15 protein-coding genes and 1 pseudogene are annotated in these 15,330 nt (G+C 41.3%); 12 read left to right on the plus strand and 4 right to left on the minus strand.

Annotated features, from left to right (window positions below; all coding sequences use genetic code 11):
* Window positions 1-53: 53 nt before the first annotated feature.
* A complete protein-coding gene (locus MIS45_RS09135) occupies window positions 54-1,412 on the plus strand; it encodes a TolC family protein (protein WP_430472169.1) in 1,359 nt (452 codons plus the stop codon).
* Window positions 1,413-1,440: 28 nt separating this feature from the next.
* Here the strand turns inward: MIS45_RS09135 and MIS45_RS09140 are convergent.
* The 3 genes and pseudogenes from MIS45_RS09140 to MIS45_RS09150 form a co-directional block, all read right to left on the minus strand.
* A pseudogene (locus MIS45_RS09140) lies at window positions 1,441-2,148 on the minus strand (IS1 family transposase).
* Window positions 2,149-2,577: 429 nt separating this feature from the next.
* Entirely contained in the window at window positions 2,578-5,469 is a 2,892-nt protein-coding gene (locus MIS45_RS09145) for an Rne/Rng family ribonuclease (RefSeq protein ID WP_249450297.1), read from the minus strand.
* A gap of 245 nt (window positions 5,470-5,714) precedes the next feature.
* Window positions 5,715-5,870 (minus strand): hypothetical protein, encoded by a 156-nt coding sequence (locus MIS45_RS09150; RefSeq protein ID WP_249445692.1) that lies wholly within the window; start codon window positions 5,868-5,870, stop codon window positions 5,715-5,717.
* A 212-nt stretch (window positions 5,871-6,082) separates the two neighbouring features.
* On the opposite strand from MIS45_RS09150, the gene MIS45_RS09155 reads away from it, so the two are divergent.
* From MIS45_RS09155 to MIS45_RS09205, 11 genes are all read left to right on the plus strand, one after another.
* Window positions 6,083-7,054, plus strand: a complete 972-nt coding sequence (locus MIS45_RS09155; protein ID WP_249450299.1) for an RluA family pseudouridine synthase — start codon at window positions 6,083-6,085, stop codon at window positions 7,052-7,054.
* Between the two features lie 32 nt (window positions 7,055-7,086).
* A complete protein-coding gene (locus tag MIS45_RS09160) occupies window positions 7,087-7,608 on the plus strand; it encodes a hypothetical protein (protein ID WP_249450300.1) in 522 nt (173 codons plus the stop codon).
* A gap of 109 nt (window positions 7,609-7,717) precedes the next feature.
* On the plus strand, window positions 7,718-8,596 hold the full coding sequence (locus MIS45_RS09165) for a DMT family transporter (RefSeq protein WP_249442306.1): 879 nt from the start codon (window positions 7,718-7,720) through the stop codon (window positions 8,594-8,596).
* Window positions 8,597-8,711: 115 nt separating this feature from the next.
* Entirely contained in the window at window positions 8,712-8,945 is a 234-nt protein-coding gene (locus MIS45_RS09170) for a helix-turn-helix transcriptional regulator (protein ID WP_283397325.1), read from the plus strand.
* A 4-nt stretch (window positions 8,946-8,949) separates the two neighbouring features.
* Entirely contained in the window at window positions 8,950-9,477 is a 528-nt protein-coding gene (locus MIS45_RS09175) for a hypothetical protein (protein ID WP_249450302.1), read from the plus strand.
* Window positions 9,478-9,886: 409 nt separating this feature from the next.
* Window positions 9,887-10,186 (plus strand): hypothetical protein, encoded by a 300-nt coding sequence (locus MIS45_RS09180; RefSeq protein ID WP_249450303.1) that lies wholly within the window; start codon window positions 9,887-9,889, stop codon window positions 10,184-10,186.
* A 14-nt stretch (window positions 10,187-10,200) separates the two neighbouring features.
* Window positions 10,201-10,782 carry a hypothetical protein gene (locus MIS45_RS09185; protein ID WP_249445699.1) on the plus strand — a complete coding sequence of 194 codons (582 nt, stop codon included), beginning with the start codon at window positions 10,201-10,203 and terminating at the stop codon, window positions 10,780-10,782.
* A gap of 32 nt (window positions 10,783-10,814) precedes the next feature.
* Complete coding sequence (locus MIS45_RS09190; RefSeq protein ID WP_249450304.1) at window positions 10,815-11,483, plus strand: hypothetical protein; 669 nt, start codon at window positions 10,815-10,817, stop codon at window positions 11,481-11,483.
* Window positions 11,484-11,504: 21 nt separating this feature from the next.
* The gene (locus tag MIS45_RS09195; protein ID WP_249450306.1) at window positions 11,505-12,155 is read left to right on the plus strand and encodes a M48 family metallopeptidase; all 651 of its coding nucleotides are present in this window, start codon (window positions 11,505-11,507) and stop codon (window positions 12,153-12,155) included.
* An 87-nt stretch (window positions 12,156-12,242) separates the two neighbouring features.
* On the plus strand, window positions 12,243-12,731 hold the full coding sequence (locus tag MIS45_RS09200; protein ID WP_249450307.1) for a prolyl-tRNA synthetase associated domain-containing protein: 489 nt from the start codon (window positions 12,243-12,245) through the stop codon (window positions 12,729-12,731).
* A 78-nt stretch (window positions 12,732-12,809) separates the two neighbouring features.
* Complete coding sequence (locus MIS45_RS09205; RefSeq protein WP_249450308.1) at window positions 12,810-14,276, plus strand: DegQ family serine endoprotease; 1,467 nt, start codon at window positions 12,810-12,812, stop codon at window positions 14,274-14,276.
* Window positions 14,277-14,377: 101 nt separating this feature from the next.
* Here MIS45_RS09205 and MIS45_RS09210 read toward each other — a convergent pair whose 3' ends face one another.
* Window positions 14,378-15,196: an ABC transporter substrate-binding protein gene (locus MIS45_RS09210; RefSeq protein WP_249450309.1), complete on the minus strand. Its 819-nt coding sequence runs from the start codon at window positions 15,194-15,196 to the stop codon at window positions 14,378-14,380.
* Window positions 15,197-15,330 lie beyond the last annotated feature (134 nt).

The raw sequence follows: 15,330 nt of genomic DNA on the forward strand, positions 1-15,330 counted from the left end.
AACCTATTTTAAGGTAGCCTGAATTGGATTCAGGCTACTTTTGTGATAAAGGAATGATGATGAAGATAAATCCATCCATCAAATATATGGGCTATTCATTTACTAAACTGTTATTACTGAGTAGTTTATGGATGGCAACAGAGAGTCATGCTTTCACGCTGTCTGAAGCATGGGAATCGGCTAAACAATATTCTGCTGATTATAAAATGGCGTATTTTCAACGCGAAGCCAGTATGGAACAAGAACAGCAAGCAAAATCCGCCTTTTTGCCTCATGTGTATGCTAATGCAAGTTATCAACGTCAATTGCCGTCTATTTCTTCTACTCGTGAAACACAGGGTTGGAATGTACAACTGAATCAAACTTTATTTGATGCCAGCAAAATGGCGCAATATCGTCAAAGTCAATATAACAGTGATGTTGCGCGACAACGGTTTAATAGTGCTACAGAAGAATTATTATTGAAGGTAAGCGAACTTTATTTTAATTTACTCTTAATCAAGGAAACTATTGCGGTTCATGCTGCTGAAAAACAGGCTTATGAGCAACAATTAAAACAAGCTCAAGAAATGTTTAAACGTGGTTCGGCTACGGTCATCGATATTCATGAAGCACAGGCAGGATATGATAATGCATTGGCGCAAGAAATATCTGCTCTTACTGAAAAACAAATCTTGGAAAATCAATTGAATAGCTATACTGGTTTAAATAGCCAACAGATTTCACCTATAGACACTCAAAACTTGATTGGGCGTTATTTACCTCACTTTCAGCAATATAGTTTAGCTAAATGGCAAGAAATTGCGTTGCAAAATAATCATGAATATCAGATGAATCAGTTGGTACTTAAAAGTAGTGACGAGGCTGTTCGCATGGCGAGAAAAGGACGTTTACCAACAATGAATGCTCAATTAGGTTATCAGGATAATGTATATACATCTGCTCATCAAAATAGTGATTATCGCCATCGTGGTAAAGGGTTCACTGCCTCACTTCAATTAAGTATTCCACTTTATACGGGTGGAGAACTCAGTAGTAAGATTCGTGAAGCTAGTTTGGAATATGAAGTGGCGCAAGCTCAATTGCTGGCAACTGAACGTCAAATCATGCTGGCTGTGCGGCAGGCTTATACTGAGGGTGATGCGTTGCGTTATCAGATTATGGCGCAAGAGAGGGCACTTAAAAGTAATCAATTAAAACTTAAATCCACTCAAACTGGTCAACAATATGGCATGCGCAATCGTTTAGAAGTGATTCAAGCTAGACAAGAAGTGGCTAAAGTAGAACAGCAATTGATGCGGGTGCAATATCGCTTTTTAATGGCTTATCTGACGTTGATTAAAGAAAGTGGTTTGGGTTTAGAGAATATTTGGCGAGAACATGAAAATGTTGTTAATTCAAAATCAAAATAAAGGGTGGTGTCCTGAAAAGTGTGCTGATTTAAACTTGTTTAGGATTATTTATCGCCCAAAAACCAATATTAAATGCTTTAATATGGTAAAACAATGTTTTAGAAAAACAGCAACTGCGCCGTATTCCTCTACTTAATCGATGACGAATACGACAATTATTTCCTTCAATCGCTTGGGTATGTTGTTTACTAATCCATTGATCATCTGCGTCAGAGAAAGTATTAACAAAAGCGTCCAGTCATCACTAGCAATACGGTCGTGAGTGACTTTCAGCTCTTTTAATCGCGCTTCTAAAGCCAGTGCTGTTTGTGAATCACGTTTACCCCAAACAAATGCAACTATTTCACCTGTTTTGGCATGATAAGCATAAATCAGCCAAACTTTGTTTTTCTTATGTTCAACAAATGTATGGAATTCATCAATTTGTAAAGTGTCATAATGCTTTTTTTTTGGATTTGATTTGGTGTTCACTGCGTTTTAAGGCAGCCTGAATTTTAGCTCGACTATAAGCCATTATCCTAGAAATAGCGCGGATACTACAACCATTAGCGGTCATTCGCCAAATCATGAAATCTGATTCAGAATGACAGCCTTTGTTATTCAGGGCGTGGTCACCAATAAAACATCGTTTGCATGTTTTACAGCGATATTTTTGTTTGTGATTGCCATTGAAGCCATTTTTCTTTATATTTAGTTCTTGGCAGCGAGGACATTTCAGAGTTATTTCGGTTTTCACACATCAAAATATACTCTGTTCTCGCTGCTTTTTGTTTATTTATTTTAAACAGCACACTTTTCAGGACACCACTCTGTCATGATTTCTACGGTACTTATATAGTTGGGTCTACTACGTGTTTTATCCATAATGCCTAAATTAAATAAGGGTTTATAGATACTTATACGCAAAGGTGAGTGCTGCTTATGTTTAATGTTTCACATTCATTTTGTCATGACAAAAAATGTGCTAAATTATGACAAAATGCTTGCGGTTTTATACATGTTTTATTATTCGCACGAATTATCAATAAAATAAAGCTACCAATCTTACAAATACAAATTCTATAGTGAATTCACTATAAAAGAAAAGGCAGCCTGAAACCTTTGAGAAAAATAAAAAATCCGAGTCAATATCTTGCTGACTCGGATTTTTTACCTTGCTACATAATTATTGCTGAATCGTTTCCACCTGAATCATTTCCACAGGTACAATTTTCGGTGTCATACGCGGTACATCTGCATAACGCAACACAGGTGCAGGTGGTGGGTCAAGACGAGCTGCCGCCGCAATCATCGCGCCCACGCTGGTCTCTACCAACTGTAAACCCAAAGCAGCCGCCTCAGCCACAGCTTGCTGTCGCAATGAAACATTTTCAGGCTGTGGCATGGTTTCCGTTACAGTATTATTTTCAGGCTGCGTTTGTGTTTCCAAAACAGGATTTTCAGATTGCACCAATGCTGTTTCTGTTTCCAAAACATCAACTTCTTCCTGCACCATTTCAGGCTGCATCTGAGCAATATGCGACATTTCTGGCGCAAGATTTTCAGAAGAAACTGGAATTTCTTCCTCATCAACTGTCTCAATCGCTTTCAGGCTGCCTGAATTTATCGTGTTTTCAACGGTTTCAGGGAACAAAGTCGCCACAATCGCTTCCACTTGCTGCGCCACATGTTGCGCAATCGCATTATCATCGGCAATCTCGGTCGCATTTTCAACTGGTTGTTCCATCGCATCATCGCGCTCAATACCCACTAAAACAGGAGCCTGTCGCGCCTGATACGCCGCAACCAAACTACTTTCCGCTGCCAATTCAGGATATTCCAGCAAAACATGTGCAATACCATCTTCCACACGCAAACTCACATCATCAATGCTCAAATACTGCTCAATTTTGGCTGCTGACGGAATACCACGATTGCGATTTTGATTATGACGATTGTTGTTTTTACTGCGTTTCTCGCCACCAATATGCACTACCACAGGTTTTTGTTTTTTATGACGATTACCTTTTTTCGCCACATTTTCCATGTTTTCAGGCTGCATTTCTGTTTCTGCAGCAGCCTGAACCATTTGTTGTTGTGCTTTTTCAGCCTTATTTTTTTCACGATTCAAACGCTGTTGTTCACGCTGTTCCTGCTTGCGATTTTGTTTTTCTGTTTTAACAGAAATATTTTCAGGCTGCATCAAAGCGGTTGCATCATCAGTTGGATTTTTCTCCGCTTGTTTTGCCTGATTTTGACGCTGATTGTGTTTGCCCGTTGCATTTTCTTCACGATTTTTATGCTGACGGCGATTTGGATTATTGCGTTTACTTGCTGCTGTCGCCTGTTTCTTATGACCACGCTTTTTCACAGGTTCTGTTTTTTCAGGTTCAGATGCACCAAACAGATTTTTCAACCAGCCCTTGAAACTATCCCACCATGATTTGCTGTCTTTGCTCGGCGCAGTAGGCGCAGGAGTAGCGTGTTTCAAACCACGCACAGCAGGTTCAGGACGCGATGCTTTTTCACCTTTACTGTTACTAAACGGTACATTTTCCTCTTTTTCAGGCTGCATGACACGTTTATAACTTGGTTCCGCATTTTCCGCTACATCATCGGTACGGATACGCGAAATTTCGTAATGCGGATTTTCCAAATTCGTATTTGGAATCAGGAACACAGAAACATCCAAACGCTCTTCCATACCAAACAATTCGGCGCGTTTTTCGTTCAACAAAAAAGTCGCCACATCAACAGGCACTTGCGCGTGAACTTCGCCCGTGTTTTCTTTCATCGCCGCGTCTTGAATCAAACGCAAAACGTGCAAAGCGGTGGACTCAATGCTGCGAATCACGCCCGTGCCAGCACAACGTGGACAGGCAATGTGGCTGCTTTCCGCCAATGCTGGCTGCAAACGTTGGCGCGACAATTCCAGCAAACCAAAACGCGACAATTTGCCCATTTGCACACGCGCACGGTCTTTTTTCAGCGCATCGCGCAAGGTGTTTTCCACATCGCGCTGATGTTTCGCGTCTTCCATGTCAATGAAATCAATCACGACCAAGCCGCCCAAGTCGCGCAAACGCATTTGACGCGCCACTTCTTCCGCCGCTTCCATATTCGTGCGGAATGCGGTTTCTTCAATGTCCGCGCCGCGTGTGGAACGCGCTGAGTTTACATCAATAGAAACAAGAGCTTCGGTGTGGTCAATCACAATCGCGCCGCCGCTTGGCAAGCTCACGGAACGCGCAAATGCCGTTTCAATTTGCTGCTCAATTTGCAAACGTGAAAATAAGGGCGTGTGGTCGGTGTAGAGTTTCAGTCTGCTCAAATTATTCGGCATGACATAACTCATGAATTCAGACACTTGCTCGTAAACTTTGGGGTTGTCCACCAAAATTTCGGCAATATCGGGGCGGTAATAATCGCGGATTGCGCGAATCACCAGCGAGCTTTCCATAAACAGCAAATAGGGCTGTTTGTGGGCATTGGCGGCTTCTTCAATCGCGCGCCAAAGTTGCAATAAATAATTGAAATCCCATTGCAATTCTTCTGCGCTGCGTCCGATGCCTGCGGTACGCGCAATCATGCTCATGCCGTGTGGCACGTCCAGTTGCGCCATCGCTTCTTTGAGTTCGGCGCGGTCTTCGCCTTCAATGCGGCGCGACACGCCACCACCACGCGGATTATTCGGCATCAACACCAAATAGCGTCCTGCCAAGCTGATAAAGGTGGTTAAGGCTGCGCCTTTGTTGCCGCGCTCGTCTTTTTCCACTTGCACGATGATTTTCATGCCTTCTTTCAGCACGTCTTGAATGCGGACTTTGCCGCCTTCGTAGTCCTGAAAATAGGCGCGTGAGACTTCTTTAAACGGCAAAAAGCCATGACGTTCCACGCCATAATCCACAAAACAGGCTTCCAAAGACGGCTCAATGCGCGTAATCACGCCTGTGTAGATGTTGCCTTTGCGTTGTTCTTTGCCGAGGGTTTCAATGTCCAAATCCAACAGGGTTTGTCCATCAACAATTGCCACGCGCAATTCTTCCGAATGAGTGGCGTTGAAGAGCATACGTTTCATGTTATACCTTTGTTTTCAAAAGTTTAACACGTTTTCGGTTTGATAAACTGCTCGCGTGATGGCGCATATCTTGCGCTGCGATGTATGCAGTTGTAGGGTTATGAATATTTTGCTTGCGAATTGCTTTTTTCGCTCAAAATATTCATAACCCCTTAATGGAGACGATTATAAAGAACATTTTGTGTTTTCAGGCTGCCTGAAATTTAAGATGCTTATTATTCACAATTAAATTAACAAATTTTATTTTAAGGAATTTGTTGGGCAAACATTAAAATTTCTACTGATGCAGAAATGACGACAATGTATTTTATATTGCGAGATATTTTCAGGCTGTCTAAATATTTATTTTTCCAATTAATCAATAATTTTAAGCCATCGTCTATACTTTTGTATTCAAACAATATTTTTGCTGCCACAGGCTAACTAGCAACAAAAAGGAAAACGTGTAAAGTAGTTTTTTTGTAAAATGGCGATATACGGCTTTTTCTATACAATCGGTGTACAAGTTGCCTAAAAAATTATTTCTTCAATTTAATCAAAGCCGTATAGCTTGCAAACACCATGTTTCAGGCAGCCTATTTGCTGCTAAAACCAGTTGGGAATTATAGAGAAAATGCCGACAATTAGCAAAGATTTAGTCAATCATATTACGATTCAGCCGCATGATGCAGGACAACGTTTGGATAACTATTTGATTAAAATATTAAAAGGCGTACCAAAAAGCCATATTCATCGCATTATTCGCGGTGGCGAGGTGCGCATCAACAAAGGGCGAACAAAAGCCGATGCGCGTATTGAAGCGGGCGATGTCATACGCATTCCGCCGATTCGTATCGCAGAAAAAAGTGCAATCACGCAAAAAATAATTCCTGCGCGTAATTTTGAAATTGTGTTTGAAGATGATGCATTGCTGGTGGTCAATAAACCATCTGGGGTGGCGGTACATGGTGGTTCAGGCGTGAGTTTTGGCGTGATTGAACAACTACGACAAGCACGCCCTGATGCGAAATATTTGGAATTGGTGCATCGTTTGGATAAAGATACAAGTGGTTTGTTGATGGTGGCGAAAAAACGCAGCGCATTGGTCAAATTACACGAAATGTTACGCAACGACCATCCGAAAAAAGTGTATTTAGCTTTGGGTGTGGGTGTATGGCAGCCTGAAAATCGGCACATTAAATTGCCATTGTTTAAATACACGGGCGCAGCTGGGGAAAAAATGGTGCGCGTTGATGAAAATGGACAGTCGGCACATACAATTTTTCAAGTGTTGGATACGTTTTCAGGCAGCCTGACGCATTCGGTAGGGATTTCAGCCTTGAGTTTGGTGCAAGCGACTTTGAAAACAGGGCGCACGCATCAAATTCGGGTGCATATGCAATCGCAAAATTGTCCGATTGCGGGCGATGAACGATATGGGGATTATCAGGCGAATAAGCGTTTGCAGAAATTGGGGCTGAAACGTATGTTTTTACACGCTTATATTTTGGAACTTGACCACCCGATTACGGGCGAGCGTTTGTATTTGAAAGCGGAATTGCCACAAGATTTACAAATTTTATTGGCAAATTTGAAAGTAGCGTAATGTTTTTTCAGGCTGCCTGAAATGGAGCAAATATGGATTTTAATCAAACCGCAAGAGAGACTTTAACGCGTGTGCAATCTGAATTGGCGCAAGGTCAAACGCAAATTTCATGGGATATTTTGTATCCAATTTTTGACCGTGAAAATTATTTGAAGGAGATGAAAAAATCGTTTGGCTGGCGTTCGCACATGAAAAGTATGTTTTTTGCCTTTCTGATGTTGATAGGTTTAGTTGCCAAAGGTGGTTTGAACCCATTTTGGGCTGGATTGGCAAGTGTGTTATTTTTGATTTGGGAGGTAAGGGATAATCAAAAAACGCGTCAAGAAGCTTTGGCGAGAGAATATTTTGTTTATGGTATTCAGGTCAATTTCAAAAAGCGAAAAGCACAGATAACGTGGAATGGTGTGAAAATGCGTCATCAGGTGAAATTTCACAAAAATGAAGAATTGCCCTCATTTAATCTGCCTGAACGACCAGAGCCGTCTGATGTGAGATTGCGCGATACGCTGCAAAATACGCTAGCGCAGAAAATGGGGGTTCGGTTTGTGGATTGAAAACCTGTATTATCAGTTTTCAGGCTGCCTTTTGCTATTTTTATCTAAAAAGGCAGCCTGAAAAATGATTTGCTAAAATCAAACCATTTGGATTAAAAAAAGAAATAATATGAAACCATTATCGGAAAAATCCGCTGCGCTGAATTTACTGATTGGCTGCGTGGTGTTTAGTTTGGGCAGCATTATTGTGGCAAAAGTCCCTGTTGGTTCCTATGCGATTGCGTTTTGGCGATTGGCGGTGGCGGCGGTGATTTTTGCCGTGTTGATGCGATTGTTCGCGCAACGCTTTCCCAAAAATCGTAAGGCGATTGGGTGGGCTTTGTTGTCGGGCGTTTTTTTGGGATTTGACTTGGCGTTGTGGCATGAGAGCATTCATGCGGTTGGACCAGGTATTGCCACTGTATTGAATTGTTTGCAGATTTTTTGGATAACGGCGATGGGCTTGTTATTTTTTGGTGAGAAATTGACACGACAACAAGTCGTTAGTTTGGTGTTAGCCATGTTGGGCGTTATCATGATTGCCAGCCCCGAATTTGGACACAATCATCACGCATTATGGGGCTTGTTTACGGGCTTGGCATCGGGTTTAGCGTTGGCGATTTCTATGATGTTGGTACGCAAAACGCATGAAACGGCAAAAACGCCGATTTTTGTGTTGATGTGGCTTTTAAGTGTGGGTGGTATGCTGACTTTGATTGTGCCGATGTTGTTGTGGAATGGGGATAGTTTGTTGCCGCAAACGTGGACGCAAGCGAGCTTGATTGTGATTTATGGTGCGGTGATGCAATGTTTTGCGTGGGGCATGATTGCGTATGCGCTGCCTTTGTTGTCGTTGAGTGTGGCGGGATTGTTGCTGTTGAGTGAGCCTGTGGCGGCGTTGTGGATTGATTTTGTGTTTTTGGATAAACCGATTTCGGCGATTCAATGGCTGGGCGCGGTTTTGACGATGGTGGCGATTTATTTGGGGTCGTTGAAAAAGAAGAAATAGTGGTATTTTTGAAAGATAAGGCAGCCTGAAAAATATTTTTCAGGCTGCCTTTGTCATTTATATTTGACAATTTTGATGTCAATATTCACAATGTCATTTATACGCGACATCAATCATGGCAATTATGAATACCAACCAAGTCCGACACTTTCGCCAACAAAAAGGCTGGTCGCAACAAGAATTGGCGCAACAGGTTGAAGTTGCGCGACAAACGATTAATTTAATTGAAAATAATCGCTACAATCCTACGCTATCTTTGTGCTTAAAACTGGCGTGGGCATTGGAGACAGATTTAAATGCTTTGTTTTGGCAACAGGAGACTGATGATGAACACAAAGAAATGCTATGAACATATGTTCAAATTTTGCGTTGGACAACCGCCACATCATTTAGATGAGCGACAAATGCAAATGGTTGAAGCGTATTATGCCAAAATTGGGATAGTATGCAGTTTTTTGTTCAATATCTTCATGTTTTTATTGTGTGTTTTGGGACTTGTCACCACACTATCCAATAATCAACTGCTATTGCGGATACACATGATTGCATGGATAGTCCTGATGCCTTATCTCTATTTTTTAGTCAAAAATCCGCTGAAATTGAACTTGGAATGGCTAAATCCTGCTGATTTTTCTGAACAAAAAATCCAACAAAAAAAGCAACAAATGCACCGAGCGACTTGGCTGGGATTTTTTATCATCAGTATCATTGGTATCACAGCAGCAAAAGGCTTGAAACCAGACGTGCCGATTTGGTTAATCGTGCCATTCGTTGTGCTTGCAGTCGGATTGATTATGCGTTTTGAACACATGGAAAGTATGCAAAATCACGATGAAAGGGTAAAAGAATTTCGTGAGCAACAGAATGAAAATGCGGAATAATTTCAGGCTGCCTTTCAGTACACGATTTGTTGTAGCAACTGTATTTTTAACCCCATCGGGTAAAAATACAAAAAACGTTAAGTCAAAGCCAAATTGTCGCGCATCATTGTATTTAAAATGGTCAGCAATTTGTGCATACACGCATTGATTGCGACTTTGTAAGGTCAGGTATTCATTCCCGACATTATCACGGTATGTTGTGTCGGGCATAAATGCCCGACCTACGAAAATCACGCAAAAAAAGAACCGCTGCCTGAAATGGTGAGAAACGCGTGCAATGGTTGATGTTAAGCAGCGTGGGTATGGCGGCGCAACGCCATGAAAAAAAATTTTAAATATTGAGTAAATAATGTTTCAGGCTGCATGATTAGGCTAAAATGCAGCCTGAAAATATGTGTAACAAGGAAAAATGATGAATTTGCTCCCTTATCAAGCTGATGTTGCGGCGCGTATGAATGTTGGCGCGGAACAGGAAGTGCCTGCTCATGCGGAATTTTATGAAACAAAAAATGCTTATTGGATTGCGTGGTTTGCGCCGATGGCTGCGGTGTTGCCACCCAATTTGCCTGCTGATGAGCCGTGCGATTGGGTGGAAGGTGCGGACAGTTTGGCGGAATTGGTGAGTTTGATTGAAAGTGGTGATTATGAACAATTATTGGCAGACGATGCGCACGAAATGTGTTGCGCTTGCGGCTGCCATCATGAATAAGGCAGCCTGAAACGATGTTTAGAGCTAATTTATACGATTTATTCAATGATGCGATTCATGCGGTGCGTCTGCAATATCGCCCACGTGCAGAAATGTATGCGTATGGTTTGCCTGTGTTTGCGATTGTGATGCTGGCGGTGGGCGTGAGTATTGCAACATCACCTGCTTATTTGGCGCTTTTTGGTTCAAGCTCTGCGGCATTTGGTTTTGCGATTGTGATGGGTATCACGCGCTGGTTGGTGCTAACGCGTGCTTTAACCAGCATGGTACAACATGCAAGTGGGGAACGTATTCCATTTTTGGGCTACACTTTGGCAACAGAAGCGTTGGCAATTCCTTCTTTGTTGATATTGCCTTTCCCTGATTTATTGCCTTTGATTAGTTTGTGGATGGTGTGGTGTTTTTGGGCACAAATCGCAGGGGTTGCAGTATTGAGTCGCCAGCCGATTTTGCGGATTTGTATGGCTTATGTGATTTACTGGCTGGCATCTAGTTTACTGCTTGGTTTGTTTATGACCTTATTTGTCGCAGAAGGTTGGCTGGATAGTGCCGAAATTTTGAAAAATCTTGAAACTTATATGCAACAAGCAAAATAATAGAAAGGCAGCCTGAAAAAAGGAGGAATTGTGTGTTCAATAAATTGATTAAAGAAAAAGAAATAAATTTAGCCAACCATTACTTCAAGCATACACGCTATGCCCAACTTAATTGGGAAGTTCATGGAAAACCGATTATCAAAGAACTTGCACAAGAATTTATACAAACTATTGAAAAAGAAGATAGTTGTTATCTCCATATTTTAAAAGACGATGTTAAAAAACAACCAGTAACACAAGGTGATAATTCTATTTATGGCGACAGTATTACCATTCGATTTGGTTGTAAGCCATTACCTTGTACTGCAACTTTACCAAAACAAGGTACAAAACATGAAATTCTAGTAGAAACAGGTGCATGTTTAGTTTTTTCATGTGGCTTCAATGGTTCTGTTATTGCCATGATATATCTGCCACAATCAGATGTATCCCAGCCACTACGAACACCTTATTTTGTTGCTGCTTGGCAAAATAGCAATGAGTTTACCAAACGCGATATAGTTCCCATATTTGAATTATTTTGGCAAGTACAATTATTTTGTGGAGCGTACACTACCAATCGTAAATCTGCACGAATTATCGCCAAATTAGAAGCCAAACATCAACAAATTAGCGAAGGTAAAAATGTATTTATCTCCTACCTTATTTATCTGCGTACATTCATCAACGGATTACGTAAAATATATGGAATTGCACACTAATAAAAAGCAGCCTGAAAAACCATGAAACCCGTCATTATCAATCTTTCAGACTGCCTGATTACTGTTTATCTCAAACACAGCAGCAAGAAAAACATCATCGTCCGCGCACGCGATGAACACAGTCTAACCGTCAATTCACCCAAATGGCTGCCACGCGCTGAATTGATGCGCTGGCTCAACAGCCATCATGCCGATTTGCAACGCTGCTTAAATCACGCCCCCAAAAAACGCGCTGAACCCGAACAATTATGGTTTCGCGGACAACTTTATTCTCGCAACGCCACCATTTTCAGGCAGCCTGAAAATTTATCCCCCACCCAACAAAGCGATTATTTACGCCAATTTTTGTTTCAGGCTGCACATGAGATTTTGTTGGACAAACTCGCGCAACACAGCCAAAAACTGCATCTTATTCCCAAACAAATCGCGCTTTCAAACGCCAAAACTTTTTGGGGCGTGTGTCGCCATCACACAGGTATACGTCTCAATTGGCGACTGATTGGCGCACCCGATTTTGTGCAAGATTACGTTTGCATCCACGAACTTTGCCACCTTGTACACGCCAATCACAGCCACGCATTTTGGCAACTAGTGCATCAACATTGCCATGACGTTGATGCCGCCAAACAGTGGCTCAAAACACATGGTAAAGAATTATTTGCGCTTGGGTAAGCGTGGGTAAACAGAGTTTAATCAACGAATAAAATGACATAAAATAACGCATTTCAGGCAGCCTGAAAATTATGCGTAGGAATAAAAATGGATTTATATACTCCCGTTGTGGATACCTTGAACAAATTAGCCATTCCCTTTCAAATTGTAGAACACCCACCTGCACTCACCACCGAACAAGCAGATAGTTTTATTGAAGGCATTGACGGTGTGCGTACCAAAACCCTATTTTTATGCAATCGTAAAAAAACCGCGTTCTACCTATTGATTATGGATGATGCCAAACGCTTGGACATGGACGCTTTCAAAGAAACCGTTGGCGAAAGCCGTATCAGCATAGCATCTAGCAACAGTTTGTTTGAAAAGATGAAATTACCCGCAGGCGTGGTGTCGCCTTTTGGTTTACTCAATACGCCCGAAAAAGACATTGCGGTGTATATTGACCAAGCCATCATGTCCGAAGAACGTATGAGCTTCCACCCCAACACCAATGAAAAAACGCTATTTTTAGCCAGCACCGATTTGCTGAAATTTTTAGTACACATCGGTTGTCCAGCGAATATTATTAAATTGTAAAAGTTTTCAGGCTGCCTATTGTTTTATCCAACAAATAAAGGCAGCCTGAAAACAAATATTACCAAAAGGATAAACATAATGAAAAAAACACTTCTCTCACTCACCCTAATTGCCGCATTCACTTTGGCAGCCTGTGGCAAAGACGATGCGCCAGCCAAAAACACAACCGCTTCACAAACCTTTGTGCAGCCTGTGGAAAATAAAACCAACGATGGCACAGTCGGTATGTTGTTGCCCAATTTTGCCGAATTGGTGGCGCGTGAAGGCAGCACCGTTGTGAATATTCAGGCTGCCAGTGAAAAAGACAATACTTCCATGTCCAACAATGATGATTTGGCGGACAATGACCCATTTTCCGAATTTTTCAAGCGTCTTATCCCCAATCAACCTGATTTTCCACAAAGTGAAAACGAAGCCAATTTTGGTTCGGGCGTGATTATCAGCGAAGATGGCTATGTCATGACCAATGCCCACGTTATCAAAGGTATGAATAATATTAAAGTTACGCTGAACGATAAGCGCGAATATCCTGCCAAATTGGTCGGTTCAGATGAAAAATCCGACATCGCTTTGCTGAAAATTGATGCGCAAAATCTGCCTGCTGCCAAAATTGGTAATCCCGATGAATTGAAATCGGGCGAATGGGTAGCGGCGATTGGTGCGCCATTTGGTTTTGATAACAGCGTAACCGCAGGCATCGTGTCCGCCAAAAATCGTACCTTGCCCGATGAAACTTATACGCCATTTATCCAAACCGATGTGGCAATCAACCCTGGTAATTCGGGTGGACCTTTGTTCAATTTAAAAGGACAAGTGGTTGGTATCAACTCGCAAATTTATAGCCGCAGCGGTGGTTTTATGGGCATTTCTTTCGCCATTCCGATTGATGTCGCGATGAATGTTGCCGACCAACTGAAAGCCACAGGCAAAGTTCATCGTGGGCAACTGGGCGTAATCATCCAAGAAGTCAGCTACGATTTAGCCAAAACATTTGGTTTGGATAAACCCACAGGCGCATTGATTGCCAAAGTGATTTCAGGCAGCCCTGCGGAAAAAGCAGGTTTGCGCGTAGGCGATATTATTCGCAGTGTAAACGATAACGAAGTGCGTTCATCCAGCGATTTACCCATGACGATTGGCGCACTCGCCCCAGGTAAAGAAGTTAAATTAGGCGTATGGCGCAAAGGTAATATGACCGAAATCACGGTTACTTTGGGCGAACAAGGCAGCCAAACGGCTTTAAATTTAAATAATAAAGCTGCCAAACCTTATTCAGGCAGCATAGATGGTTTTGAGTTTGCCGCAGCAGGCTTGACCATTAGCGTAGAAAATGGCGTGGATAATTCTGTGTTACTGGTACGAAAAGCGCAGGGTATTTCAGCGAACGCAGGCTTACGACGTGGCGATATTATCGTGGAAATTGCAGGACAAGCGGTTCATAATAAAGCTGAATTTGAATCAGCAATCAGCCAAGCAGGGAAAAATATTCCCATATTGATTAATCGCGGTGGCAATATGATTTTCTTGGCATTGATTTTGCCATAAATCATTTTAAAGCATTCAGGCTGCCTGAAAAATTCAGGCAGCCTGAAACATAATGGATTGATTATAATAAGATTAAATAAAAACTGAATGGCTGCAACTTATTATTGTTGCCATTTTTTCAAAATCTCATCTAATTGACCATTTTTCTTAATATTTTCTAATCCAGCGTTTACTTTTTGCAACATTTCTGTGTCATCTTTACGAATAGCAAAAACCAAATCCGCAGAAGCTTCACCTTCTACTGGCGGCAGTTCTTCCATAGCAAATGTGAAATCTTTTAATGAACCATTGACATAATATTTCAAAATAGTGCAATCACTTATCGCTGCATGAGCTTGATTAGTAGCGATTTGGCGTAAAGTATCGTATCTGTGTGTACTAATAGTAATATTTTTTTGTGGTATTTTTAATACATTCGTTACATAATCGCCTAGTTCATCATTATCAAACAAGATGATTGGATTAGATTGCCAACTGGATAGATTATTTTGATTGGCAGCAATCACACAATTTTTTGAAACCATATATGATTGTGTATGGGTAACATACTCACTAGGTAAATCCTCTGCAACCAATCCACCTGCTACTAAATGAACCTTATCTTTTTGCATATCAGTAAAAATAGCTTCCCAAATATAAGGTTCTACTTTTAATTTCAATCCTTGGTCTTTTGCAATAGCTTCCAAAATATCAGTATCAATACCACTAAATGTTCGGTCAGCATTGAAAATATTGAAAGGTGCATAATCAGTAGCAGCAATACGAACATGCAAAATGGGTGCATTAGTATTCTCTGATGCAGAAGTAGTAACAGAAGAATCAGGTTTGCTAGCAGTTATTGCCGTATCGTTTGTACTGGATTTATCTGAACACGCGGCTAACAAAACAGTTAACGTAATCAAAGATAAGGTTTTTTTCATGATAATCTCCCTATGATGCTGGTATGATTTGTGAACAGGTTAAATTTAATGTTTTAAATTTATAACACCTAATTCAGCCCCTTATTTTATCAAGAAAAAAACAAATATAGTAAATTTTACTATTAATTCATGCG

The organism is Wielerella bovis (genome assembly GCF_022354465.1).
Taxonomy (GTDB): domain Bacteria; phylum Pseudomonadota; class Gammaproteobacteria; order Burkholderiales; family Neisseriaceae; genus Wielerella; species Wielerella bovis.